The 24,362-nt window shown below is 66.0% G+C and carries 25 protein-coding genes; 10 read left to right on the forward strand and 15 right to left on the reverse strand.

From position 1 onward, the window contains the following. The first annotated feature begins 13 nt into the window (after positions 1-13). The gene (locus N536_RS0117210) at positions 14-853 is read left to right on the forward strand and encodes a mycofactocin-coupled SDR family oxidoreductase (RefSeq protein WP_029114729.1); all 840 of its coding nucleotides are present in this window, start codon (positions 14-16) and stop codon (positions 851-853) included. A 52-nt stretch (positions 854-905) separates the two neighbouring features. Here N536_RS0117210 and N536_RS0117215 read toward each other — a convergent pair whose 3' ends face one another. The 12 genes from N536_RS0117215 to N536_RS0117270 all read right to left on the reverse strand — a co-directional run bounded on the left by N536_RS0117215 (position 906) and on the right by N536_RS0117270 (position 14,010). Next, positions 906-3,311 carry a CaiB/BaiF CoA-transferase family protein gene (locus N536_RS0117215; RefSeq protein WP_029114730.1) on the reverse strand — a complete coding sequence of 802 codons (2,406 nt, stop codon included), beginning with the start codon at positions 3,309-3,311 and terminating at the stop codon, positions 906-908. A 4-nt stretch (positions 3,312-3,315) separates the two neighbouring features. Then, a complete protein-coding gene (locus N536_RS0117220; RefSeq protein ID WP_029114731.1) occupies positions 3,316-4,278 on the reverse strand; it encodes an enoyl-CoA hydratase/isomerase family protein in 963 nt (320 codons plus the stop codon). A gap of 6 nt (positions 4,279-4,284) precedes the next feature. Continuing rightward, complete coding sequence (locus tag N536_RS0117225; RefSeq protein ID WP_029114732.1) at positions 4,285-5,415, reverse strand: Xaa-Pro peptidase family protein; 1,131 nt, start codon at positions 5,413-5,415, stop codon at positions 4,285-4,287. Further along, positions 5,415-6,656, reverse strand: a complete 1,242-nt coding sequence (locus tag N536_RS0117230; RefSeq protein WP_029114733.1) for a Xaa-Pro peptidase family protein — start codon at positions 6,654-6,656, stop codon at positions 5,415-5,417. Before N536_RS0117230 ends, N536_RS0117225 begins: the two co-directional genes overlap by 1 nt. 13 nt (positions 6,657-6,669) lie before the next feature. Next, positions 6,670-7,836, reverse strand: a complete 1,167-nt coding sequence (locus N536_RS0117235; protein WP_029114734.1) for an amidohydrolase family protein — start codon at positions 7,834-7,836, stop codon at positions 6,670-6,672. A gap of 43 nt (positions 7,837-7,879) precedes the next feature. Continuing rightward, positions 7,880-9,115 carry a cytochrome P450 gene (locus tag N536_RS0117240; RefSeq protein WP_029114735.1) on the reverse strand — a complete coding sequence of 412 codons (1,236 nt, stop codon included), beginning with the start codon at positions 9,113-9,115 and terminating at the stop codon, positions 7,880-7,882. 5 nt (positions 9,116-9,120) lie between these two features. Next, entirely contained in the window at positions 9,121-9,315 is a 195-nt protein-coding gene (locus N536_RS0117245) for a ferredoxin (RefSeq protein ID WP_029114736.1), read from the reverse strand. Beyond that, on the reverse strand, positions 9,312-10,031 hold the full coding sequence (locus N536_RS0117250) for a TetR family transcriptional regulator (RefSeq protein ID WP_051574566.1): 720 nt from the start codon (positions 10,029-10,031) through the stop codon (positions 9,312-9,314). The genes N536_RS0117245 and N536_RS0117250 overlap by 4 nt, the downstream gene beginning before the upstream one ends. 30 nt (positions 10,032-10,061) lie before the next feature. After that, positions 10,062-10,877, reverse strand: coding sequence for an SDR family NAD(P)-dependent oxidoreductase (locus tag N536_RS0117255; RefSeq protein WP_029114738.1), 816 nt, complete (start codon positions 10,875-10,877; stop codon positions 10,062-10,064). Next, positions 10,874-11,716 (reverse strand): alpha/beta fold hydrolase, encoded by an 843-nt coding sequence (locus N536_RS0117260; protein ID WP_029114739.1) that lies wholly within the window; start codon positions 11,714-11,716, stop codon positions 10,874-10,876. The genes N536_RS0117255 and N536_RS0117260 overlap by 4 nt, the downstream gene beginning before the upstream one ends. A gap of 172 nt (positions 11,717-11,888) precedes the next feature. Further along, positions 11,889-12,491: a carboxymuconolactone decarboxylase family protein gene (locus N536_RS0117265; protein ID WP_036436664.1), complete on the reverse strand. Its 603-nt coding sequence runs from the start codon at positions 12,489-12,491 to the stop codon at positions 11,889-11,891. Positions 12,492-12,564: 73 nt separating this feature from the next. After that, positions 12,565-14,010 carry an aldehyde dehydrogenase gene (locus tag N536_RS0117270; protein ID WP_029114741.1) on the reverse strand — a complete coding sequence of 482 codons (1,446 nt, stop codon included), beginning with the start codon at positions 14,008-14,010 and terminating at the stop codon, positions 12,565-12,567. 137 nt (positions 14,011-14,147) lie between these two features. Here N536_RS0117270 and N536_RS0117275 point away from each other — a divergent pair, with 137 nt between their 5' ends. The 9 genes from N536_RS0117275 (at position 14,148) to N536_RS0117315 (ending at position 21,942) form a co-directional block, all read left to right on the forward strand. Next, positions 14,148-15,413, forward strand: a complete 1,266-nt coding sequence (locus N536_RS0117275) for an aromatic ring-hydroxylating dioxygenase subunit alpha (RefSeq protein WP_029114742.1) — start codon at positions 14,148-14,150, stop codon at positions 15,411-15,413. A gap of 4 nt (positions 15,414-15,417) precedes the next feature. Beyond that, positions 15,418-15,747, forward strand: a complete 330-nt coding sequence (locus N536_RS0117280) for a hypothetical protein (RefSeq protein WP_029114743.1) — start codon at positions 15,418-15,420, stop codon at positions 15,745-15,747. Continuing rightward, positions 15,744-16,991: an amidohydrolase family protein gene (locus N536_RS0117285; protein WP_029114744.1), complete on the forward strand. Its 1,248-nt coding sequence runs from the start codon at positions 15,744-15,746 to the stop codon at positions 16,989-16,991. The genes N536_RS0117280 and N536_RS0117285 overlap by 4 nt, the downstream gene beginning before the upstream one ends. Before the next feature lie 40 nt (positions 16,992-17,031). Continuing rightward, entirely contained in the window at positions 17,032-17,484 is a 453-nt protein-coding gene (locus N536_RS0117290) for a MarR family winged helix-turn-helix transcriptional regulator (protein ID WP_029114745.1), read from the forward strand. Positions 17,485-17,557: 73 nt separating this feature from the next. Beyond that, a complete protein-coding gene (locus N536_RS0117295) occupies positions 17,558-18,637 on the forward strand; it encodes a ferredoxin--NADP reductase (RefSeq protein WP_081809247.1) in 1,080 nt (359 codons plus the stop codon). A gap of 33 nt (positions 18,638-18,670) precedes the next feature. Further along, complete coding sequence (locus N536_RS0117300) at positions 18,671-19,414, forward strand: SDR family NAD(P)-dependent oxidoreductase (protein WP_029114747.1); 744 nt, start codon at positions 18,671-18,673, stop codon at positions 19,412-19,414. 50 nt (positions 19,415-19,464) lie between these two features. Beyond that, complete coding sequence (locus N536_RS0117305) at positions 19,465-20,727, forward strand: SRPBCC family protein (protein ID WP_029114748.1); 1,263 nt, start codon at positions 19,465-19,467, stop codon at positions 20,725-20,727. 2 nt (positions 20,728-20,729) lie between these two features. Further along, positions 20,730-21,065, forward strand: a complete 336-nt coding sequence (locus tag N536_RS0117310) for a hypothetical protein (RefSeq protein WP_029114749.1) — start codon at positions 20,730-20,732, stop codon at positions 21,063-21,065. Positions 21,066-21,096: 31 nt separating this feature from the next. Then, a complete protein-coding gene (locus N536_RS0117315) occupies positions 21,097-21,942 on the forward strand; it encodes a TauD/TfdA family dioxygenase (RefSeq protein ID WP_029114750.1) in 846 nt (281 codons plus the stop codon). Between the two features lie 30 nt (positions 21,943-21,972). On the opposite strand, the gene N536_RS0117320 is transcribed toward N536_RS0117315, so the two are convergent. From N536_RS0117320 to N536_RS0117330, 3 genes are read right to left on the reverse strand one after another with little or no spacing between them, the layout of a single operon-like run. Next, entirely contained in the window at positions 21,973-22,545 is a 573-nt protein-coding gene (locus N536_RS0117320; protein ID WP_029114751.1) for an NADPH-dependent FMN reductase, read from the reverse strand. Positions 22,546-22,553: 8 nt separating this feature from the next. Further along, a complete protein-coding gene (locus tag N536_RS0117325) occupies positions 22,554-23,537 on the reverse strand; it encodes a cyclase family protein (RefSeq protein ID WP_369798432.1) in 984 nt (327 codons plus the stop codon). After that, on the reverse strand, positions 23,534-24,358 hold the full coding sequence (locus tag N536_RS0117330) for a coniferyl-alcohol dehydrogenase (protein ID WP_029114753.1): 825 nt from the start codon (positions 24,356-24,358) through the stop codon (positions 23,534-23,536). Before N536_RS0117330 ends, N536_RS0117325 begins: the two co-directional genes overlap by 4 nt. Positions 24,359-24,362 lie beyond the last annotated feature (4 nt).

Below are 24,362 nucleotides of genomic sequence, written 5' to 3' on the forward strand. Positions count from 1 at the left end.
GCAGAGGTTTCACATGGCAGGGCGCGTTGAAGGCAAGGTCGCATTCATCACCGGCGCGGCGCGGGGTCAGGGCCGCAGTCACGCGGTGCGCCTGGCGGAGGAGGGCGCCGACATCATCGCCATCGACGTCTGCAAGCCGGTGGTCGCCGAGGGCGGCATCCCGCCGTCCACTCCGGAGGACTTGGCCGAGACCGCCGACCTGGTGAAGGGCCACAATCGCCGCATCGTCACCGCCGAGGTCGACGTGCGCGACTACGCCGCACTCAAGGCCGCGGTCGACAGCGGTGTCGAGCAGCTCGGCCGCCTCGACATCATCGTCGCCAATGCCGGCATCGGCAACGGCGGCGACACGCTGGACAAGACCAGCGAGGACGACTGGAACGACATGATCGACATCAACCTCAGCGGGGTGTGGAAGACGGTGAAAGCCGCTGTCCCGCATCTGATCGCGGGCGGCAACGGCGGGTCGATCATCTTGACCAGCTCGGTCGGCGGCTTGAAGGCCTACCCGCACTGCGGGCACTACGTGGCGGCCAAGCACGGCGTCGTCGGGTTGATGCGTACCTTCGCAGTCGAGTTGGGCCAGCACATGATTCGGGTCAACTCGGTGCACCCCACGCACGTCAGCACCCCGATGATCATGAACGACGGAACCTGGAAGATGTTCCGCCCCGACCTGGAGAATCCGGGCCCCGACGACATGGCGCCGATCTGCCAGATGTTCCACACCCTGCCCATCCCGTGGGTGGATCCAATCGACGTGAGCAACGCGGTGCTGTTCTTCGCCTCCGACGAGGGCCGCTACCTCACCGGCGTGACGCTGCCCATCGACGCGGGTAGCAACCTGAAATAGCGATTTGGGCGTGTTTCGTCACGGTGAGCGTGACGGAGCACGCCCGAATCGCTCAGTGGGCCGGTGCGGTGCCGATGACGCCGTCGTGCTCCAGCGCCGCGATCTCGGCGTACGACAGGCCGAGCTCGCCGAGTAGCTCGTGGTTGTGCTCGCCAAGCAGCGGGGCGGCCTGGCGGTGGAAGTGGTCCGGTCCGTTGGACAATCCGATCGGCAGGGTGCTGTGCGCCGCCGCGACGTTCACCGGGTGGCCGACGTGTTCGAAGAAGCGCCGGTGCCGCACCTGAGCCAACTCGTTCTGGCGGTGCGGCTGCATCACCTTTGCCACTGGAACGCCTGCGGGCCACAGTGTTTCGACGATCGCATCGCCGGTTCGCGGTAGGCACCACGCAGCGAGCCGCTCGTCGACGAGGTCGTGACGGGCCCGCCGCCCGGCGTCGCGCTCCAGTTCGGGGTCCATCGCCCACTCCGGGCGTCCCAGCGCGTCGCGCAGCGCCTCCCACTGCCGATCGGTGGCCACCGCGATGGCGACCCAGCAGTCGGCCCTGCCGAACTCGTCGACGTCGGCGGTGCGGTACAGGTTCTGCGGTGCCGCCACCGGGCCGCGATTGCCCTCCCGCTGCAACAGCGAGCCGTAGGCGGAGTGTTCGATCACCTGCTCGGCGGCGACGTTGAGCGCCGCGTCCACCATGGCGGCCTCGACGAGCACCGCCTCCCCCGTCCGCCTGCGGTGCTCGAGCGCCAGCAGCACGGCGTTGAGTGCGTGCACGCCGGCGTTCGGGTCACCGACCGAGTACGGCTCGTACGGGTTGCGGTCCGGGTATCCGGTGAGCCAGCTCAGTCCGGACGCGTCCTCGATGATGTAGGCGAACGCGGGGTTGTCGCGCCACGGCCCGTCGAGCCCAAAACCGGGCATCCGTACCATGATCACGTCGTCGCGCAGTTTCCGCACCGAGTCGAAGTCTAGGCCGAGTTGATCTATCACCCGTGGGGTGAAGTTCTCGACGATGACGTCGCAGCTCGGAATCAACCGACGCAGCAGGTCGCGTCCCCGTTTGGTCTGGAAGTCCAGTGTCAGGCTCTTCTTGTTCGTGTTGAGCGCCGAGAAGATCGGCGAGCGCTCCCACCACTGATCCTCGGTCGCCGGGATGCCCGCGATCAGCCGCGTACCGTCCGGGCGCCGGGTGGACTCGAGGTGAATCAGTTCCGCACCGAGCATGCCGAGCGCATGGGTGCAGGACGGTCCGGCCCAGAACGTCGTCATGTCGAGCACCCGAAGACCGCTGAACGGCAACCGATCACGGTGCGGCTTGCCCGCCGGTGCGGGGCGGGGCGTCAACGTCAGACCGCGCAGGACTGCCGTGTGCTCGCCGAGCCGCGGCGCCGCGGCAGGGGGCCGCAGCGTCGCGCCCACGAGCCGGTAGGGATGATTCGGCTGGACGAAGCCGTCGCGCGGATTCACCGTGAACGCCTTGCGTTCGACGAAGTGATCCATGGCGGTGACGTTTTCGCCGTTGCCCACTGGCGAGTTGGGGATGCGGAACGCCGACGCGAGGTCGCGGACGTCGTCGACCTTCTGGTGGCGCAGCCACTCGAAGAGCTCGTCGGCGTGCAGGTTCGCCTGCTCGGTGATCGACAGTTGCGTGCCCTCGTCGATCCATTCGTCGTGACCCGACATCGCGCACAGGTCGTGCCACTGTTGGGCGGTGCCGCAGCCGAGCGCCACCAGACCGTCCTCGGCCTGCGCCACTCCGGGCACCGTGGGTCGGCGTTCGGTGCGCCACGGCCGGCCGAGCATCTCGAAGAACGTGACGGGATAGTACGTGAGGCAGAGGATCTGGGTTTCCAGCATCGACAGGTCGACGAGTTCGCCGTGTCCGTCGCGCAGCGCGCGGGCTCGGAACGCGAGTGTCATGGCGGCGGCGTACGCACCGGCCAGCCAGTCCCCCACCTGTCCGCCGACGTACACCGGTGCCCGGTCCTGCGATCCGCGTCCGATGCCGATCGCCCCGCCCGACCACGCCTGCAGGGTGAACTCGGTGGCAGGCCGGTCGTGCCATGGCCCGTCCAGCCCGAACGGCGTGATGGCGGTGACGATCAGGTGCGGGTGTCGACGGTAGATCGCCGCGGGTGAGAACGAATCGAGTTCGGCGACGCGGGATCCGCGCGACCACACCACGGCGTCGGCAGCTGCGAGCAGCCGCTCGACCATCTCGACGTCGGCCGCATCGTCGGGATCGACCACGATGCCTTGCTTCGAACAGCCCAGGAAGCTGAACAGCGCACCGTCGTCGCCTGGTGCGATGACGGCCTCCGATGCCGACCAGCCGCGAAGCGAATCACCCTCCGGTGCTTCGACCTTCACGACGTCGGCGCCGCCGTCGGCGAGGATCTTGCTGGCGTAGGCGCCCGCGATCCCGCTCGACAGGTCGACGACGGTGTAGCCGTCCAATGGGTGCATCGACCTACTTCGACTTCTTGCGGTTCTTCTTGCTGAGCCGGAACTCGGGCGGGAACTTGTCGTCGTTGTCGTTCACCGCCGCGGCCAGACCACTGCCGATGGCCTCGTGCATGTCGAGGTCACTGCCACTGTCATTGGTCACGCCGCTGCCCATCGACTCGAAGAACGCGCTCAGCAGGCTGCCCATGTACTCGCCCTGATGCTGCTTGTACACCTCGAAGAACATCTTCTGCATGAACACGGTGTCGACCGGCCGGTTGCGGGCGCACGCCAGCGCGTACTTGGCGACCTCGGCCTCGAGCTGGTCGCGGGTCACCACCTTGTTGAGGAAGTTGCACTTCTCCATGTCCGCGGCGGTGAACGGCCGCCCGGTGAACACCATCTCCTGAAACTTGCGCAGACCCATCATCTGCACCCAGGTCCACATCCGCGGACCCCAGCCGTAGTACCGGAACGACGGATGGCCGAACAACGCGTCGTCGGACGAGATCACCAGATCGGCGTCGGCGCACTGGTAGAAGTGCCAGCCGTAGCAGTAGCCCTTGGCTTCGACGATGCTGATCTTCTTCAGTTCCTGCAGGGGCCGATTACCCGCTTGCACGTTGGCGTACCACGCACTGATGGTGGCGCCGTTGCGGAACGAACCCTTGGGCGGGTAGTCGACGTCCATCTCCTCGACCCGCAGTTCCCGCAGCCGCTTCTCCGGTTCGTCGACGCCCTCCATGAACTCGGGCAGGTCGGCGCCGCTGCCGAGATCGTCGCCCACGCCGCGGATCACCACGACCTTGACGTCGTTGTCGACCGACGCTGCCCTGATCACGTCCGCGTAGCGCAGGCGGGCATCGGACGTCGGCGCGTTGAGGAACTCGGGCCGGTTGAACGTGATGGTCGCGATCTTGGTCTTGGGATCCTTGTCGTAGAGGATGATCTCCTCGGCCGACGGTCTCTTCTTGCCCTTGCCCGCCACGATCTCCTACCTCGTCCCGACGGAGGCCTGGCGATCACTCGCCGTCAGCACCTCGGGACCAGCGTCGGTGACGAGCACCGCATCGCGTTGGTAGACCGCACCGACGCCCTGCTCCCAGACGTATCCGGTCACCGCCAGCACCATGCCCGGCTCGAGGCGTTCCTCGGCCGAAGTCTGCGGCAGGTCCGGAGACACCACTGGCGGATCGAACCCGAGACCGAGTCCATGCGCCACCGCCATCGGGGGCAGCGGTTCGCCCACGGTGTCGTACGCGGCGAGCAAGTCAGCGGCCGCGGCACCGGGCCGGCAGAACTGAATCAGGCTGTCCCACAGCGCAGTCGAGCGTTCGTATAGCGCGTCGGCACCGGGTACGTCGCCGACGGGAACGGTGCGGCCGACCTCGCCGACGTAGCCATCGGCCAGCGCGCCGGACGCCAGTGCCACGAGGTCGCCGGCTTCGACGCGGCGATCCCTGGGTCCCTGCCGCCACGGGTGCTGCCGCGAGGTGATCCACGCGCCGTCCTGGGTGGCCGACGTGCTCACTCCCCCCGCGGCCATCGCTTCCAGCATGGCGCCGGTCAACGTTTGCTCGGTGATCCCGGGCGTTAGCTCGGAAAGCGCGGCGGACAAACCCTTTTCGGCCACGGCGACCGCGGCACGCAGCGCCGTGATCTCGTCGGGCGTCTTGATGCGCCGCGCGGTGCGCATGGCCAGTTCACCGTCGACGAGTTCCGCGTTCGGGAACGCGATCGGAAGGAGCTGTTCGAACGTCGGTGACAGCGCGTCGGTTCCGACGCGGCGCGCGGTGGCCGCACCGTTGATGTTCTTCAGGACGTCCATGAGCGTCATCGGATTCCAGGCCAGCCCGTAGAGGTGATCGTGGTCGATCTCCTCGGGCATGCCTTCGTCCCAGCTGCTGTTGAGGTGTATCTCGCCGGTGCCGCGCATCATCACGCAAATGGGCGCGAAGGGCCGCGTGCCGGCCACCCAGAGTTGGGGAGCCCCGGTGACGTAGCGGACGTTGGCCTGCCGCCCCAGCACCAGGACGTCGAGGTCGAAGGCTTCCATCTGGGCCAGTGCCCGTGCCCGGCGTCCGGTGCGCAGGGCCCGGTCGTCGGCGAGGATCTCGAGTGCCATCAGAAGCCGCCGTATGGGGCGTAGGAATAGTCGGTGATCGGCGCGAAGCCGTCCTCGGTGATGACCACGATCTCCTCGCTTCGATATCCGCCGGTGCCGTCTTCCCAGATCACCGGTTCCAGCACCAGCACCATTCCGGGTGGGAACACGAAGTTGTCGTCGAACTCCTGCCCGAGATCCGTGCCGATCATGGGCATTTCGGCGGCGTTGGTGCCGATGCTGTGCCCGAGGTAGAAGTGCGGCAGCCATGGTTTGGCCCCGCCGTTCGCCGCGATCGCCGCGCGCGCCAGGTCGCCAGACGTCGCACCGGCCTTCGTCACGGCCAGGACGGCACCGAGGATTTCACGCCACTTCAGGTACTGGGCCTGCTGGCGTTGGGTGGGTTCCTGCCCGACGATCCACGTGCGACCGAAGTCCGAGCAGTAACCGTCGTAGGTGATGCTGACGTCGGTCCACAGCACGTCGCCCTTGGCGAGTTCCTTCTCGGTGGTCAACAGCGGCAGTGCCAGATCGCCGGTGGTGGTCCAGACTCCCCCGCTGTTCCTGGTGCTGGGCATCACCTGCCAGATGGCTTCGAGCATGTTCGCGGTAGCGCCGAGTTCGAAGGCCCGCCGGACGAACTGCGCCGAGAGGTCGATCTGACGCACGCCCGGCACGAGGGCCTTCTGAACATCGATGACGGCCTGCTCGGTGATCCGGCAGGCCTTGCGGATACAGGAGATCTGGTCGGGCGTCTTCACCAGTTTGGCGGGGCCGACGACGAGCGCGGCGTCCGACGGCGGTCCGGCCGGGAACAGCCGGCTCGCGGCGTGGCGCATGGCGCCGGTCATCTCGTCGACCGCGATGCTCGCGCCCGGCGGGACCAGTTCTGCGAGCACCTTCGCGAAACGCTCGACGCCCTCGTCGAATTCGAGATACAGCGGACCGTGGACGTGATCGGCGGGGAGCTCGGACTCCCATGCGGATCCCTCGCGGAACGGCATGTACAGATGCGGATGCTCGTCGTCGGCCAGCACGATCGCGACCGGGCGCTCCACGTGTGAGAGCCCCGCGTCGAGCAACGGCCAGCTGGCACCGGTCGCGTAGACCACGTTGCCGTTGCCGAGCAGAACGAGGGCGTCGACGCCCTTGTCTCGCATCGCCTCGCGCAGGCGCTCACCGATCTCGCGGTACATCCGTGCGCGGTCGGGCAGGTCGGGAATGTCGAGCAGGGCAGCGCCCGGCTCCAGGAATGTCGTCATGGTCGCAGCTTTCCTAGATCCCGAGGAATCGCTTGATGTTGCCGCTGACGATCTTCACGGCGTTCTCCGGACCGACCGCCTCGACGACCGCGGCAAGGGACTTCTCCGAGTACCCGAACGTGCTCTCGTTGTGCGGGTAGTCGCTGGACCACATCACGTTGTCGACGCCGATCTTGTCGATCAGTTCCAGGCCCAGCGGATCCACCATGAACGACGCGCTCATGTGGTTGCGCCAGTAGTAGCCTACGTCGTGGGAGAGTTCGTGATTGAACATGTGCCGGTACGAGGCCAGCATGTGCTCGGCATCCTGCAGAGCCGTTGGCACCCAGGCGATTCCACCCTCGAACCAGCCGATCTTCAACGACGGGTGGCGGTCGAGGATGCCGGAGAAGACGTACTTGGCGAACTGTTCGCGGAACGAGTCGACGTTCACCATCATGCCGACCACAACGCTGTTGTTCTGGCACGGCGTCTTCGGCGGTGTCTCACCGATGTGGTGGCTGACCGGCACCCCGGCCATCTCGATCTCGTCCCACACCGCGTCCATGTCGGTGCTGCCGTAGTCGTAGATGTTGCCGTCGTCGTCCTTGCCGGGGTTCAACGGCAGCAGGAACGTCTTGAGCCCCAAGGCCTTCAGCTCCTCCAGCGTGCTGCGGGTGCCCTTGGGCTCCCACCAGTTGATCAGCCCGACGCCGTAGAAGTGGCCGCCTGAGCGCTCCTGCAGATCCGCGATGTGCTCGTTGTAGATCCGGAACACGCGCTCGCGCAGGGATTTGTCCGGGTAATGAAAGAGGGCAAGCACGGCGTTCGGGAAGGCCAGTTCCCTGTCGATGCCGTCTTCCTTGAGCTCCCGGATGCGTGCCTCGATGTCATTGGAGGCGGCGCCGGCGAGGTCGTCGTACTGCATCAGAACGCGGCCGAAGTCGCCGCCGGTCCAGGCCTTGCCCTTCATGCCGACCATGTAGGCGCCGTCCTCGTACCAGATGCGCGGCGCCGCGCCCTTGAGTTCCTCGGGGAACCGCTCGTAGAAGATGTCGTCCGCCACCGAGATGTGGTTGTCGGCGGAGAAGATCTCGGTGTCGGCGGGCAGGCCGACGACACCGCCGCTGGAGTGGCCGTGCCGGTGTTTGGGCGCGCCCCAGCCTTCTGGCGGATAGAGGACGGTGCTTGGGGTAGTCATCGTTGGCACTCCAATCGGACTGTGAGGCAGGGGTGTTCGGTGACTACCACGTCACCGGAAGTTCGTAGACGCCGTAGGCGAGGCGGTCGTGCTTGAACGGAATCTCGTCGAACGGGACCGCTAGGCGCATCGTGGGGATGCGGCGGAAGAGGGTGTGGAACACGATCTGCAGCTCGGCGCGGGCCAACTGCTGGCCGACGCACTGGTGGCGGCCGTAGCCGAAGCCGAGCTGTTGGCCGGCGTCGCGGGTCAGGTCCAGCTTGTCGGGTTCGGGGTAGGCGGCGGGATCCCAGTTGGCGGGTGCCAGATCGATGATGATGCCGTCGCCGCCGCGGATGGTCACGCCGGCAATGTCGATGTCGTCCGTCGCGACCCTGCGTTGCCCGTTCTGGATGATGGACAGGTAGCGCATCAGCTCTTCCACCGCGTTGGCGATGACCTTCGGATCCTCCGTATTGCTCAGCAGCTGTGCCTGTTCCGGGTTCTCGAGCAGTGCCAGCACGCCGATGCCGATCATGTTGGCCGTCGTCTCGTGGCCGGCGATGAGCAGGCCGGTGCCCAGCTGGGCGGCTTCCTTGACGTCGATCTCACCGGCCGTCACCCGCTCGGCCAGGTCGGATACCGCGTCCTCGGCAGGATTGGCCATCTTGGCCTCGACCAGGTCGCACAGGTACTTCGACAGGCTCATGCCCTTGGTCATGGTGTCCTCGGCCTTGGCGTACCGGTCGAGGCCCACGTTCGCGTGGTGCTGGAAGAATTCGTGGTCTTCGTAAGGGACGCCGAGCATTTCGCTGATCACCAGGGTCGGGACGGGAAGCGCGAGCGCGGTCACGATGTCGGCGGGCTGCGGGCCTGCCAGGATCGCGTCGATGTGGTCGTCGGTGATCTGCTGAATAGCGGGCCGCAGGCCCTCGACGCGCTTGAACGTGAACGGCTTGGACAGCATGCGCCGAAACCGGGTGTGTTCCTCGGCGTCGGAGGTGAAGACCGAGCGCGGTCGCTTGTTGACCGTGGACACCATCATCTCGTTCCAGTGCGGGAAGCCTGGGCGCCGGTCGTCGACGCTGACCCGGGCGTCGGCGAACAGTTCCCGCGCCACCTCGTGCCCCGTGATCAGCCACGGCGTGCTGCCGTCCCAGATGCGGACCCGCGACAGCGGTGCCGCCGCGCTCAGCTCGAGGACCTCCGGCGGCGGCGCGAACGGGCAGCGGGCCGACCGCTCCATCGGGTATTCGGGGATGTCGGCGTCGATCTCGTTCTGCGCGAGCGTTTCGGACATGTCTCTCATTCCTCGATGTGGATGGCCAAGGCGGGGCAGGCCTCGGCGGCGTTGCGGGTGGCCGTGGCGAGTTCGGGGCCGGGGTCTTCGACGAGCAGAACCACCACGCCGTCGTCGTCGCGTTGGTCGAACACGTCGGCCGCGTTGAGCACGCACTGCCCCGACGACACACACTTGTCCTGGTCCACCGTCACCTTCACGCGAGATCGCCCTCAGGCGTCACCGGTGCCAGCCACAGGCCGACGATCGCGTCGATCAGGCCGGAGCCCGCGGCCTGCCACGACGTGCGGGCCACGGTCGCCCCGTTGGCGAGCGCGCGTTCCCGATCAGCGCAGCTGTGCATCAACAGGTTTCGGGCCATGATGTTGCGTTCGAAGCGGATGTCCGGCGGAAGGTCGGGCAGGCACCGGTTGATGCCCTCGACGACCTGGACCAACGACGGTGAACTCAACGCATCCTTGACCACGATGCCGTGATAGGCGGGGTCGGTCATGGCCTGCGCGGCGAATCGCGCGTACCAGGTGGGGTTGCCCAGTTCGGCGAGATGGTCGGTGAGCGGGCACACCAAACATGCCACCCAGCCGCGCATGTCGGTGGACCCGTCGGTGGCGGCCACCATGCGTTCCCGCAGCGTTTCGATCGGTTCGCGGTGTCGCTGTTCGATGGCCCGGACCAGGTCGGTCTTGGTTCCGAAGTGGTAGCCGACCGCCGCGTTGTTGCCTTGTCCCGCAGCCTCACTCACCTGTCGGTTCGACACGGCGAAGACGCCGTGTTCGGCGTAGAGGCGCTCGGCGGCGGTGAGGATCGCATCGCGCGTGCCGGTCGCCCGCTCGGTGCGCAGGGTCCTGGCTGCGGTCACTGGTTCAGTCAACGCCGAACTTCCGTTTAAGTCAAGCGACTGATTTAAATTGGCGATGATGGTCCTCGTTCGTCGCGGCTCCGATTACTACTCGGGCTTGGGCTTGCGCGGCGGCAGCACCTTGCCCGCCACCGTGCCGCCGTCGACGGGTAGCACGGTGCCGGTGACGTAGCGCGATCGGTCGCCGGCGTAGTACAGCACCGCTTCGGCGACGTCTTCGGCCGTGCCTTCCCGCTTCAGCGGACGGTCGTCGCGCATCGTCTGGCGGATCTTCGCCTCGAACGCCTCGAGTCGCTCGCGGTCCTCGCCGCTGGCCGCCTTCTTGACCAACGAGGTGGGGATATTGCCCGGCGCGATGCAGTTGACCCGAATCTCATAGTGCGCCAACTCGATTGCCGCAGACTTGGTGAAGTGAATGACCGCCGCCTTCGAGGCTCGGTAGGTGGAAACGCCGCCACCGGCCAGGACCCCACCGATCGAGGAGATGTTGATGATCGATCCGCCGCCAGCCGTGGCCATGTGGCGCGCGGCGTCGCGGGTGCCCGCCATCACGCCAAGCACGTTGACCCGCATGACCTTGTCGAACTCGGCGAAGTCCTCGTCGAACAAGCCCCTACGCAGTGGGCTGGACACCCCGGCGTTGTTCACCATCACGTGGAGTCCGCCGAACTTCTCGATCGCAGTCTCGACGAGTTCGCCGACCTGTGCCTGGTCTCCGACGTCGGTGTAGTGGAAGTGAGCGTCGGGGCCCGCGTCCGCGGCTAGCTCCTCGCCGAGTTCACGCTGAACGTCGGCGACCACCACCTTCGCGCCCTCGGCCAGGAATCGCTCGACGATGCCGCGGCCAATGCCTGCCGCGCCGCCGGTGACGATCGCGACCTTGCCTGCCAATTCGTTAGTCATGACGCAGACGTCCCTTCCAAGAATTGCAACAGCAATTCGTTGACCGCCTCGGACTGTTCGAGCTGTGGGCAGTGACCCGCGGCGTCGACCACCGCCGACCGCGCGCCCGCGATCCGGCCCGCGATGTCAGCGGCCCAGCCGGCAGGCAGCAGTTTGTCGCCCGCTCCCTCGACGACGAGGGTAGGCACCGAAATCCGTTCGTATGCGCGCTCTGTCGACGGCGTCGCGGGCGGGGTCAGCCCGGGGCGACGGAACCGTGCCGCGGCGATCGCCTCCCACGCACCGGGCGCGGTGCTCGATGCGTGGCGCCGGTTCACGTACTCGTCGTCGGCCGGATACGCAGGGCTGTAGAACAGCGCGGTGACGATGCGGCGCATGCCGTCGACGCTGCCGTCGTAGTCGTAGAGCGCGTCTGCGTGCTCGTTGCGTTGAATCGCGCCGCCGCCACAGATCAGTCCGAGACTTCGGACGGGTAGCACTGGCGCGTCGGAAGTGAGGTCGGTGAGCAGGTTGATGGCCCCCATCGAGTTGCCGACGAAGTGTGCCGGGGTGCCGTCCCTTCCGATCCCCATCGCGTCGCAGAAGTGGGCGACGTGCCGGATCCGCAGGCCGCGCCCGTCGACGAAGTCGACGACCTTCGCAGAGTGGCCGTACCCCAACATGTCTGGTGCCAGTACGCGATAACGCCCGGCCAGCGCGCCGATGGTGCGCTCCCAGCCGAGGTCTGCGCTCGCGCCGAACTCGCCGCCGTGCAGCAGCACGACAGGATCGCCGTTACCCGCCTCGAGATACCCGGTGACGAGTCCATCGACGACGACGGACTTTCGCTCGAACTCCACGAAAGCACACGATACTGGCACTACCAAATCGGGAGAACCCGATTCTCGGAAGCGCCGGAATGTCCAAAGTGCTTAATTCATAGGCAGAACCACCGCCGCGGCAAGCCGTGGAACTTCGCGACTGCGGAAGCAGGCGTTCCTCGGGTCGATCGGCGCCGAACTCTGAGCCGGGCTAGGTTGCGAGGTCAGGTAACTCGGGTGCATCGACCGGTTCGGTCGGCGCATCGGGCAGCAGGCGCGCAGAGTTGCATACCGCGGCGAAGCAGATATAGGTGCCAGCGGTGAACAACACCTCGAGCAATTGCGATCGGTCGAAGTGCCCTGCGAGCTCAGCCCAGGTCGCATCGTCGACGACCTGATGGTCGATCAGTTGATCGACTGTTGCGAGCACGGCCCGCTCGACGGGTGACCACAGTTTTGCGGCAGGTCCCTGCGGGACCGCGTGCAACTGCTCCACCGTGAGCCCGGCCCGGTGCCCGATCCGCGTGTGCTGACTCCACTCGTACGCCGATCGGGCCACCCACGCGACGCGAAGGATGATCAGCTCGCGCAAGCGCACGTCGACGGTGGCCGACTTCGCCAGCACGCGGTTGAACTCCAACCAGCCTTGACCGAGTGCGACGTTGTGGGCGAACAGCCCCATCACCTTTGGCATGGGCCGGGCGTCCGATCCGGTGTACAGCTCTGGCCTGCCCAGATACCCCGGCAGTACCGCCTTGGCCCCGTCGCCCCACTGCTCGAACGGCAACGGGGAAAGTCGCTCGCCCTCAGACATTTTCACCGCCGGTTGCGTGGAAGACGGGGACGTCGTTATCCAGTTGGGTTGCCACGTGATACCCCTTGCTACTTCAGCCTGCGACGGCGATTGACTTGAGGTCGGTGTATCCGTCGAAGCCCTCGCGACCAAGCTCGCGGCCGTGCCCGCTGTTCTTCACCCCACCGAATGGCGCGAACGGGTCCATCGTGTAGCCCTGGTTGACACCGAATGTGCCCGTGCGGATTTGGGACGCGACCGATAGCCCGCGGATGCTGTCGGCGGTCCACACCGAGCCGGCCAGTCCGTAGTCGGAGTCGTTCGCGATGCGCACGGCCTGCGCTTCATCGTCGTAGGGAATGACGGTGAGCACGGGTCCGAAGATCTCTTCGCGCGCAATGGTCATGGAGTTGTCCGCGTCGCTGAACAGCGTCGGCCGGACGTACCAACCGCGCTCAAGGCCCTCGGGCGACTCGGCGCCGCCGGCCACGAGCCGCGCGCCTTCTCGCTCACCCGCGCGAATGTAGTCGCGCACCCTAGTCTGTTGGCGCCGTGCGACCAGCGGCCCCATCTGAGTGGCCGGGTCGGCCGGGTCCCCGATGACGATGGCTGCTAGCTCATTGGCCAGCGCGTCGACGAACTCGGAGGAACGCTTGGCGGGGACCAGGATTCGGGTGAGGGCGTTGCAGATCTGGCCGCTGTTGGACAGGCTCGCGGAGCGGATTCCGGCCGCAGCGGTAGCGGGGTCGGCGTCGTCGAGCAGAATCGCCGCGGACTTGCCTCCAAGCTCGAGGCTGACGCGCTTGAGTTGCGCGCCGCACGCCGCGGCGACGTGCCGACCGGCCTCGGTAGACCCCGTGAAGGACACCTTGTCCACGCCCGGGTGGGTGACGAGGTGTTCACCGACCTTGCCGTCGCCGGGCAACACGCTGACGACCCCGGGCGGGAGGCCGAGTTGCTCGAGCATGTCGGCCAGCAGCAACGCGTCGAGCGGGGACTCGGGCGCCGGCTTCAGCACGACACAGCATCCGGCCAGCAGCGCGGGCACCAGTTTGGTGGAGATCAGGAACTGCGGCATGTTCCACGGCACGATCGCGGCTACCACGCCGACGGGTTCGCGGCGGATGTGCAGATCCGACCCGAAGAACCCGGCGCGCTTCTCCTCCCACGGGTAGTCAGCCGCCACGTCGCAGAATGCGTTCATCATCATCAACGGCAGGCCCACCTGGGCGCGCTCGGCGAAGGTGATGGGAGCGCCGATTTCGGTGCTGATGGCCTGAGCCAGCTCCGATTTCCGCTCGGCGAAGACCTTCGCCAGTCGACGCACGACATCGATCCGCTCCGTCACCGCCAAGCGCGGCCACGGACCTTCGTCGAACGCGGCGCGCGCCGCGGTCACGGCTGCGTCCACGTCGAGCGGACCGGCCGCGGCAACTCGAGCCACGGGCGTTTCGGAGTGTGGCGAGATCACCTCGATGACCTCGCCGGAACTGGGTGCCACCCACGTCCCACCGATGAACAACGCGTCTTCGCGGTGCATCGAAAGCCTCCTCGGCATAGCGCGCGAACCATGAATATCAACTACTTGTCATTGCGCCGTCGAGCATATACCGTCGGTCGAGGAAGGTCCCGAACTGCGCCAAACGCAAGTGGCGGCCCAATTCGACAGGAGCAGCGGTGGCTCGTTTCCCGAAGCCAGCTGAAGGTAGTTGGACACAGCACTATCCCGAACTCGGCACCGCCCCGGTGTCCTACGAGGACTCCATCTCGCCGGAGGTCTACGAGCTCGAGCGGGAAGCGATCTTCAAGCGCGCGTGGCTCAATGTCGGCCGCGTCGAGCAACTTCCGCGCACGGGCAGCTACTTCACCAAGGAGCTCAAGGTCGCGAAGACCTCGATCATCCTGGTGCGCAACAAACAGGGGCAGGTCAACGCCTTTCACAACATCTGCAGGCACCGCGGCAACAAGCTGGTGTGGAACGACATGCCGCTGGAGGAAACCAGCGGCATGTGTCGGCAGTTCACGTGCAAGTACCACGCCTGGCGCTACGACCTGGACGGCGAGCTGACCTTCGTCCAGCAGGAAGGCGAGTTCTTCGACCTCGACAAGAGCGAGTACGGCCTGGTTCCCGTTCACTGCGAGGTCTGGGAAGGCTTCATCTTCGTCAACTTCGCGAAGGTGCCGGAGCAGACGCTCACCGAGTTCCTCGGCCCGATGATCACTGATCTCGCGGGCTACCCGTTCGGCGAGCTGACGTCGCGCTGGTACTACCGCTCAGAGGTGAACGCGAACTGGAAGCTCTACATGGACGCGTTCCAGGAGTTCTATCACGCCCCCATCCTGCACGCGAACCAGTCGCCGACGAAGTTCTCGAAGGCCGCCGCGGAGGCTGGCTTCGAGGCGCCGCACTATCGCATCGCCGGCCCCCACCGCTTGGTGAGCACGTCCGGAATCCGTGCGTGGGAATTGGACGCCGAGATGCGCAAGCCCATGGAGGACATCTGCCAGAGCGGGCTGTTCGGGCCGTGGGACAGCCGTGACATCGGCGACATGCCGACCGGCATCAACCCCGCCAGATGTAGCCCGTGGGGCCTGGATTCGTTCCAGCTGTTCCCGAACTTCGTCATCCTGTTCTGGGGCCAGGGCTGGTACCTGACCTATCACTACTGGCCGACGTCGTACAACACCCACGTGTTCGAGGGCACCTTGTACTTTCCGGAGCCCCGCACCCCGTGGGAACGCATCGCGCAGGAACTCGCGGCGGTGTCCTTCAAGGAGTACGGATTGCAGGACGCCAACACCCTCGAGGCCACGCAGACGATGGTCGAGTCGCGTGTCGTCGAGAAGTTCCTGTTGAACGATCAGGAGGTGCTCTTGCGCCACCTTCATGCCGAAACGAAGGCGTGGATCAGCGACTACCAGAGCAAGACGGCCGGGGTGTGATGCGATGACTGCCATGCTGCCAACCGAATTCGCCGAATTCGAGCAGTTCTCCGACTGGTGCTTGCCGAGCGAGCGGGAGCGCTACGCAAAGCGCCTGGCCAGCTCGATGGCCGACATGCAGGCGTTCTACGACGCCATCACCGTTCGGGCGGAGGACGCAATTGCGTACTGCGACAAGTTCCCCCTAGACGACCTGCCCGACGACGTGCTGAATCTGATGCACCTGCTGTACTCCATGATCATGGTGTCCTTTCCCGTCGAGTGCTGGAAACAGCCGCGCGTCCCCGATTCGGGCGCATCGACCCTGGACTGCCTGTCCGAACCCGTTCCGTGACCGAACCACTGGTCCTTAGGGCCGATCGCTGGGTCGACATCGACGCGGGCGAAATCCGTTCACCGGCGGTGATCGTGGTGGACGGCAATCGCATCACTGCCGTCAATCCGACTGAGCCACTGCCGGATTCGGCTGTTGAAGTCAACCTCGGCGACGTCACGCTGCTTCCAGGTCTGATGGACATGGAACTCAATCTGCTCATCGGCGGGCCTGGCGGGCCGGATGGGCTGCCCTCGCCGATGCACGGGGTTCAGGATGACCCCGCCTATCGCACGCTTCGCGGTGCCGTGAACGCTCGCACGACGCTGTTGGCGGGCTTCACCACCGTGCGCAACCTCGGCCTGATGGTCAAGACCGGCGGGTACCTGTTGGACGTCGCCTTGCAACGCGCGATCGAGAACGGCTGGCACGAAGGCCCGCGCATCTTCCCGGCCGGCCACGCGGTGACGCCCTACGGCGGACATCTCGATCCCACCGTGTTTCAGCGGCTGGCGCCTGGCATCATGCCGCTATCGGTGGCCGAGGGGATCGCCAACGGCGTGCCCGATGTCATTGCCTGTGTGCGCTACCAGATTCGCCACGGCGCCAAGCTGATCAAGGTGTCGGCGTCCGGCGGCGTGATGTCACACAGCACCGCGCCGGGTTCCCAGCAGTATTCGGACGCCGAGTTCGAGGCGATCGCCGACGAGGCACACCGCGCGGGTGTGCGCGTGGCCGCGCACGCCGTTGGCGACAGTGCCATCCGGGCCTGCATCAGGGCCGGCATCGATTGCATCGAGCACGGGTTCCTCGCCACCGACGACACCATCCAGATGATGGTCGACCACGACACGTTCCTCGTCTCGACGACGTACCTCACCGAGTCGATGGCCGTCGATCGCATCGCCCCCGAGTTGCGCAAGAAGGCGGCCGAGGTCTTTCCGCAAGCCCAGGCGATGCTGCCCAAGGCCATCAAGGCGGGAGTCAAGATCGCGTGCGGGTCGGATGCGCCCGCCATCCCGCATGGCGAGAACGCCAAGGAGATCTGCGCACTGGTCGATCGGGGCATGACCCCGATGGGGGCGCTGCGGGCGGCCACCGTCACGAGTGCCGAACTCATCGAGGCCGACGGTGAACTCGGCCGCATCGCCCCTGGGTATCTCGCCGACATCATCGCGGTACCCGGCGACCCGTCCCGTGACATCACGACCACACTCGACGTGCGGTTCGTGATGAAGGACGGCCATGTCTACAAGCGGCCGTAGGCTGGTCCGGGCGAGCGAAGCGACGGGAGACGGGTCCAGCATGGAACTCACGCACAACATCCTGTGGCTGCTGAAACAGAGCTTCTACTTCTCGTACGGCTCCGTCAACGAATCGATCAGCGGCCACGGCGTCACCATGGGTCAACTCGGCCTGTTGCGTCAGCTGGCTGACGAACCTGGGCTGTCGGGCGCGCAGCTGGCCCGGCGGCTCCTGATCACCCCGCAGGGGGCCCAGCTCGCGTTGACGTCCCTTGAGCGCAGCGGGCTGGTGGAACGCAAGCCAGACCCCGCGCACGGCCGAATTCTGCGGGCATATCTCACCGATAAGGGACGCGACGTCACCGCCGCCGTGTACGCCGACGCAGTCGCAGCACACAACGAGGTGTTCGGCGTCCTCGACGACGACGAGCAGAAGACGCTGCACGACCTCCTGGCCCGGATCGTCGAACAGGGCACCGGCCATCCGTTTCGGGACCACCACTCACCACCCTGATCGTCACGACGGTTGCGCACTTCTGACAGCTCACCACTGTCGGCAATGACAAGTACTTGATATAGTTGAGTAGATGAGCGGATCAGCGGCAAGTGAAGTGGTCGACGGGGCGACTCGAAGCGGAGTCGAGCCGCTGAACGGCACCGGTTTTGCCGGCTTTGCGCCCTTGACGGTCAAGCGGATTCAGCAGGAAACCGACGAGGCCGTGTCGTTGGTGTTCGACGTGCCGAGCTCGTGGGCGCCGCACTTCGAGTACCAAGCCGGCCAGTTCCTCACCCTCCGCGTCACGGTCGCCGGTGAGGAGTACCGGCGGTGCTACTCGATGTCGTCCTCCCCCATCGTCGGTGACGACCTCCGCATCACGGTCAAACGGGATCGCGATGGCGTGGTGTCCAATTGGCTCAACGACAACGTGGCGGCGGGCGACGAAATCCATGCCGCTCCACCGGAGGGCCGGTTCGTTCTCACGGACTCCGATCGGGAGCTCGTCGCCTTTGCAGGGGGCAGCGGCATCACGCCGGTGTTCTCACTGGTCGCCTCGGCGCTTGCCGGCACGTCACGTCGGGTTCGGTTGTTCTACGCCAATCGCCGTCGCGAATCGGTGATCTTCGCCGACGCGCTGGAACGGCTCGTCGCGGCACATCCCGATCGACTCGTGGTCCAGCATCACTTCGACGACGACGCCGGCGTGGTGGACCCGGACCAGCTCGCGTCGTTCGTCGGCGCTGCAGGAGATGCCGAACTCTACATCTGTGGACCTGCGCCCTTCATGGACGCCGTGGAGTCCACCGCGCTGGCCGTGGGCGTGCGAGCAGACCGGATGCACCTGGAACGCTTTCAGCACACCGAAATCACACCCGCCGACGTTGGCCCGCGCGTGACCGACGAGGTCACCATCGTGCTGGACCGCCGCGCCACGGTTGCGCAGTACCGAGCCGGAAACACGTTGCTACAAACCGCCCGCATGGCCGGCTTGACTGCACCCGCTTCCTGCGAAACCGGCTCCTGCGGTACGTGTATGGCCCATTTGGAGGAGGGCACCGCGCGGATGTTCAACAACGATGCGCTGGAGGCCGATGAAGTGGCCGAGGGTTGGGTGCTTACCTGTCAGGCCGTCCCCACGAGCCCGAGGGTCCGAGTCGTCTATGAGTAAGGAGCCGAACATGGCTGACGCGAGGTGTCACCGGTGAGCCGGGTCGCAGTGGTCACCGGTGGTGCATCCGGAATGGGCGAGGCGACGTGTCATGCGCTCGGCCGCAACGGCCACGAGGTGGCAGTGCTCGACGTCAACGGCGACGCGGCGCAACGGGTGGCAGAGGACTTGCGTAGCGGCGGCGTCAACGCACTCGGCGTCGCGGCCGACGTCACCGACCGACCCGCCGTGGAGGAGGCGTTCGCGAAGATCCGTTCCGAGCTCGGCCCGGTCGGCATCCTGGTGACCAGCGCTGGGCTGGTGGACTTTTCTCCGTTCACCGACATCACGATCGAGTCGTGGGCACGCCTCATCGATGTCAACCTGACCGGCACGTTCCACTGTTGTCAGGTCGCACTGCCCGACATGGAGGCGGCGAAATGGGGCCGTATCGTCATGATCTCCTCGTCGAGCGCCCAGCGCGGCTCCCCGAAGATGGCCCACTACGCCGCATCCAAGGGTGCATTGATCTCGCTGACGAAATCGCTGGCGCGCGAGTACGCGTCGCTGGGCATCACCGTCAACAACGTCCCGCCATCGGGCATCGAGACACCCATGCAGCACGAAGCGCAGCGCGACGGCAACCTGCCGCCCAACGAGACGATGGCAAGCAACATTCCGCTCGGCCACCTCGGCACCGGCGACGACATCGCCGCGGCGGTGGCGTTCCTGTGCTCCGAGGAGGCCGGCTTCATCACCGGCCAGGTGCTCGGCGTCAATGGTGGATCCGTGATGTGACAAGCGTTCCACGTCAGGCAAATCCGCAGCGTTCGAACTAGGAGGATGACATGGCCCGCTGGCCGAAACCCGCCGAGGGAAGTTGGACTGAGCACTACCCCGACCTTGGCACGGGACCCATCTCGTTCCGCGACTCGACGTCCGAAGAGTTCTACGAACTCGAGCGCGAGGCCATCTTCAAACGCGCCTGGCTCAACGTCGCTCGCGTAGAAGAGGTGCCTCGCGTCGGCAGCTACCTCACCAAGGAGATTGCGGTCGTCAACGCCTCCATCATCGTGGTGCGCGGCAAGGACCAGAAGATCCGCGCGTTCTACAACGTATGTAGGCACCGCGGTAACAAGTTGGTGTGGAACGACTTTCCCCGCCAGGAAACCAAGGGCATGTGCCGGCAGTTCACCTGCAAGTACCACGCCTGGCGCTACGACCTCGAGGGTGCGCTCACCTACGTTCAGCAGGAGTCGGAGTTCTTCGACGTCGACAAGGCCGAGTACGGACTGCGGCCCGTGCACTGCGAGGTATGGAACGGATTCATCTTCGTCAACTTCGACGAGGAGCCACGGCAAACGCTGCGCGAGTTCCTCGGGCCAATGGTCACCGGCCTCGACGACTATCCGTTCGAAATGCTCACCGAGCGCTACGACTTCGTCGCCGACAACAACAGCAACTGGAAGGTCTTTGCCGACGCGTTTCAGGAGTACTACCACGTGCCGGCGCTTCATCCGCAACAGGTGCCGTCCGCGGTGCGCGATCCCGGTGCAGCCTTCGAATGTGCGCACTTTCAGCTCGACGGGCCGCACCGACTGGTATCCACTGCCGGGACCCGTCGCTGGGAGCTCGCGCCCGAGTTCATGTACCCGATCGAGCGGGCGACCAGGAGCGGGCTCGTCGGCCCGTGGCGGACCCCCGACATCGGCGAACTGCCGAAGGGCCTGAATCCCGGAAACATTTCGCCATGGGGAATCAGCAACTTCCAGATCTTCCCCAACCTGGAGATCCTCATCTACGGCGGCTGGTACCTCCTTTACCGATACTGGCCGACGTCGCACAACACTCATCGGTTCGAGGCCTACACCGGCTTCCACCCGGCCCGAACCGTCCGGGAGCGCATCGAACACGAGGTGGCGTCGGTGGTACTCAAGGAGTTCGCACTGCAGGACGCAGGCATGCTCGGGGGCACCCAGGCGGCCCTCGAAACCGGCATCGTCGACCACTTTCCGCTCAACGATCAGGAGATCCTCGTCCGGCATCTGCACAAGGTGGTCGGCGACTGGGTGGGCGAATATCAGCGCGAGTCCGCGTCGGTTGGGGTGTGAACATGCCCGACGCCATATTGCCCAGTGCGTTCGCCGAGCTGGAGGACTACGCCCAGAGCTGGTGTCTTCCAACCGAAGACGAGCGGTGGAACAAGCGCTTGGCCAGTACCATGCCGGAGCTGCACGAGTTTCACGATGCGTTCTTCCCACGACTCGAGGAGGCGATCGAGTACTGCGACAAATTCCCGCTCGACGACATGTCCGAGGACGCCATCAATCTGTTGCACCTGATCTATTCGCTGGTGATGGTCGCGATGGCAGTCGAGGTGTTCGGCCAACAGATTCCCACAGATGCTGCTGATGCCGTCATGACGCGAGTCGGGGAGCCACTGCCGTGAACTTTGCGCCCAACCAAGAGAAGGACACGAAATGAGTGCGCTCACGATCAACAAGCTGACGGATTCGGTCGGCGCGGAGGTGACCGGCATCGATCCGGACCGGCTGGCCTCCGACGAGTTGCTGGGCGAGGCCGTGCTGGATGCACTGGAACGCAACGGAGTCTTGGTCTTTCGCGGACTCAACCTGGATCCGCAGGCACAGGTCGCCTTCTGCCGCCGACTCGGCGAAGTGGACTTCTCGGCCGACGGACAGCACCCCGTGTCGGGCATCTACCCGATCACGCTGGACAAGTCGAAGAACGCCTCGGCCGCGTATTTGCGGGCCACTTTCGACTGGCACATCGACGGGTGTACGCCGCTGAACGATGAATACCCTCAGAAGGCGACGGTGCTCAGTGCCGTCCAGGTCGCCGAGGCTGGCGGCGAAACGGAATTCGCCAGCGCCTACGGAGGCTACGACGCGCTCAGTGAGGCCGAGAAGGATCGCTTCGGGTCGTTGCGGGTCGTGCACTCTCTGGAGGCGTCGCAGCGGCGGGTCACCCCCGACCCGACGCCCGAACAGCTGGCGCGATGGCGAGCGCGGCCCACCCATGAACACCCCCTGGTGTGGACGCACCACGACGGACGCAAGTCACTCGTGCTCGGCGCATCGGCCGACTACGTCGTGGACATGGATGTCGACGAGGGACGGGCGCTGCTGGCGAGCCTGCTCGACCGCTCCACCGGGGCCGACCAGGTCTATAGCCATCACTGGTCGATTGGCGACACGGTCATCTGGGACAACCGCGGCGTACTGCACCGTGCGGCCCCATATCCGCCGGACTCCCCTCGCGAGATGCTGCGCACCACCGTGTTGGGTGACGAACCGATTCAATGACCCGCGACAACCGCTCACCCCTTCGAGCCGCTAACTCGCCCGCGCGGCACCCGTGATCAGCTGGGCGGCAAGCATGTCGAGCTGTCCCTGGACGGTGGTGTCCACCAACTCCCCCGCCTCGTCCCAGACCTTGTCGGCCGAATTGATCGCCACCCCAAGCGGGGTGGGCCATGCGCGCAGGGCGTGACCGATCACCCGCAGCTGACCAAGTGTGCCCACCGCGGCTTGCCAGCCGTAGGCGCAGCTGATGCAGCCCCACGGGGTGTTGTCCAGGTACACGCGTTGGTCGCCGCGGAGATCCTCGATGTAGTCCAGCGCGTTCTTGACCAACCCCGATATTGCGCCGTGGTAGCCGGGTGAACCGACCACGACCGCGTCGGCGTCGCGCAGTGCCGCCACCAAGGCGACCGCCTTGTCCGTGCGCTCGGTTTCGTGCGGGTTGTACATGGGCAGGTCGATGTCGTCACCGTAGAACGACAGCGTCCGCCCGCCGTGGCGTTCGACGGCCGAAAGACACTGTCGCAGCGCGCGTTCGGTGGACGAGTCCTTCCGCAACGTCCCGCCGATGCCGACGATGAGTGGTTGGGTCTTCGACGAGGTCACGGCGTTACTCACTTGATCGCTATGGGGTTGATTGGGGAGCCGACACCGCCGGTGACGCGCAGCGGCGGGGCGACGAGCTGAAATTCGTAGCTGCCGTCGGCGGCGCAGTCCTGCGCCAGCGCGGTGAGATCCCAGTACTCACCGAGCATGAGGCCCATGTCGCGTAGGCACAGCATGTGCATCGGCAGAATCGTGCCGTCCACTCCGGACAGCGGATTCTCGACCATCAGGTTGTCGGCGGCGACGGCGGCGACCTGATGGTCGTGCAGCCAGGACGCGCACGTCCAGTCCAGACCGGCACCGGGTTCCGCGCCGTCACCGGTCTGCAGAAATCGTGCCCACCAACCGGTTCGGACCAGCACGATGTCGCCGGGGGTGACGGTGACGCCCTGGGATCTGGCCGCTTCGTCGAGTTCGGCGGGAGTGATGGGCGCGCCGACGTCGTCGCAGTACGTCTCGGCGCCCCGCAGTCGAACGATGTCGAGCAGCACGCCGCGCGACGTGATGCCCTTGACGTCCACCTTGTCGATGCCGCAGTGGAATGCGCCGAGGCTGGTCACCGACGTCGCGGGGAAGCCGTTGTAGAGCGTGTCCTCGTAATAGACGTGCGACAACGCATCCCATTGCGTCGCGGCCTGCAGCGGCATGATGATCAGGTCGTCGTTGAAGCGCATGGGCCCGGCCTCGGAGTAGCCGCTCAGCTGCACCGCCGCCGGGTTCTGCAACCACTTCGGGCCGTACTCCAGCAGCGTGTTGGCGTCGCCACCGTCGATCGTCATCACGTGCGTGGGGTTCTGGCGGTAGCGGAATGCCCCCTGCGGACCCGACGATCCGAAGTCGACGCCGAGGGGAAAGACCTTGCCGTGCCGGACGATGCCGGCCGCTTCGGCGACCTTCTCCGGCGTGATGAAGTTCAGCGTGCCGATTTCGTCGTCATCACCCCATCGACCCCAGTTGCGGACGTCGTCGGCGACGCGCCGAAAGTCGTTCATGCTGGCCACGATGATCCCTCCAAGTTGGCTGCCGCCCGGCTGGCGAGGTTGCCGCCGTCGACCCAGAGCACCTGTCCGGTGACGTATCCGGCGGCGCGGCTGTTGAGGAAGACCAGTGCGGCGGCCTGTTCACCCGCGTTGGACACCCGGCCGAGGGGTTTCGGGATGTCGTCGAGGAAGTCCTGCCCGTACCTGGTCCTGAGCTGCTCGAGGATGGGTGTCTCGGTGACGCCCGGTCCGGTGCAGTTGATCCGAATGCCGCGCGCGCCGAACGGGACGGCGTGCTTGGTGCCGTAGACGATGATCGCCTCCTTGGCCAGTCGATATCCGCCGTCGGCGAGCGCGTCGGGGTGTTCGTGGCACCATTCCACGCCGTCGGCGAAGGTGCGGGTGTTGACCAAACCTGCTGTCTCCTGCAGGTTCTCGGCGTACTCGGATGCCGCCAGCGACGACACGCTGACGATCGACGAGCCCGACGGCATCCGGGGCACGAGTGCCTCGGTGAGGTGCCGCGTGCCGAGGAAGTCGATCTTCACCACCAGCAGTGGGTTACCGATGCCCGACGACACACCCGCGACGTTGAAGAGCGAATCGATTGGGCCGTCGATGGCTGCGACGGCGCCGTCGATCGAGTCGGGCTCCGAGAGGTCGACACGGTGGAACTCGTCGAGGCGGGAGTCGGGTGGCCGGACGTCGATGCCGACGACGTCCGCGCCCAGTTCCGTCAGCTGGACCACGAGTGCCGCACCGATGCCCGATGCGCAGCCGGTCACGACGACGCGACGACCGGCGTAGCTCAGTAGATCGGCGAACTCTCCCATGATC

Source organism: Mycobacterium sp. URHB0044 (assembly GCF_000620625.1).
Taxonomy (GTDB): Bacteria; Actinomycetota; Actinomycetes; order Mycobacteriales; family Mycobacteriaceae; genus Mycobacterium.

Excerpts from the sequence above, each read along its gene's own strand:
- N536_RS0117225 (WP_029114732.1), bottom strand. The coding sequence starts at position 5,415 with ATGGCACTCGAGATCCTCGCCGACGACCGGGCCCTGCGCACCGGACGC.
- N536_RS0117315 (WP_029114750.1), top strand. The coding sequence starts at position 21,097 with ATGAGTGCGCTCACGATCAACAAGCTGACGGATTCGGTCGGCGCGGAG.
- N536_RS0117240 (WP_029114735.1), bottom strand. The coding sequence starts at position 9,115 with ATGTCCGAAACGCTCGCGCAGAACGAGATCGACGCCGACATCCCCGAA.
- N536_RS0117255 (WP_029114738.1), bottom strand. The coding sequence starts at position 10,877 with ATGACTAACGAATTGGCAGGCAAGGTCGCGATCGTCACCGGCGGCGCG.
- N536_RS0117330 (WP_029114753.1), bottom strand. The coding sequence starts at position 24,358 with ATGGGAGAGTTCGCCGATCTACTGAGCTACGCCGGTCGTCGCGTCGTC.
- N536_RS0117305 (WP_029114748.1), top strand. The coding sequence starts at position 19,465 with ATGGCCCGCTGGCCGAAACCCGCCGAGGGAAGTTGGACTGAGCACTAC.
- N536_RS0117230 (WP_029114733.1), bottom strand. The coding sequence starts at position 6,656 with ATGACGACATTCCTGGAGCCGGGCGCTGCCCTGCTCGACATTCCCGAC.
- N536_RS0117290 (WP_029114745.1), top strand. The coding sequence starts at position 17,032 with ATGGAACTCACGCACAACATCCTGTGGCTGCTGAAACAGAGCTTCTAC.
- N536_RS0117310 (WP_029114749.1), top strand. The coding sequence starts at position 20,730 with ATGCCCGACGCCATATTGCCCAGTGCGTTCGCCGAGCTGGAGGACTAC.
- N536_RS0117325 (WP_369798432.1), bottom strand. The coding sequence starts at position 23,537 with ATGAACGACTTTCGGCGCGTCGCCGACGACGTCCGCAACTGGGGTCGA.
- N536_RS0117280 (WP_029114743.1), top strand. The coding sequence starts at position 15,418 with ATGACTGCCATGCTGCCAACCGAATTCGCCGAATTCGAGCAGTTCTCC.
- N536_RS0117210 (WP_029114729.1), top strand. The coding sequence starts at position 14 with ATGGCAGGGCGCGTTGAAGGCAAGGTCGCATTCATCACCGGCGCGGCG.
- N536_RS0117235 (WP_029114734.1), bottom strand. The coding sequence starts at position 7,836 with ATGACTACCCCAAGCACCGTCCTCTATCCGCCAGAAGGCTGGGGCGCG.
- N536_RS0117215 (WP_029114730.1), bottom strand. The coding sequence starts at position 3,311 with ATGCACCCATTGGACGGCTACACCGTCGTCGACCTGTCGAGCGGGATC.
- N536_RS0117295 (WP_081809247.1), top strand. The coding sequence starts at position 17,558 with ATGAGCGGATCAGCGGCAAGTGAAGTGGTCGACGGGGCGACTCGAAGC.
- N536_RS0117265 (WP_036436664.1), bottom strand. The coding sequence starts at position 12,491 with ATGTCTGAGGGCGAGCGACTTTCCCCGTTGCCGTTCGAGCAGTGGGGC.
- N536_RS0117270 (WP_029114741.1), bottom strand. The coding sequence starts at position 14,010 with ATGCACCGCGAAGACGCGTTGTTCATCGGTGGGACGTGGGTGGCACCC.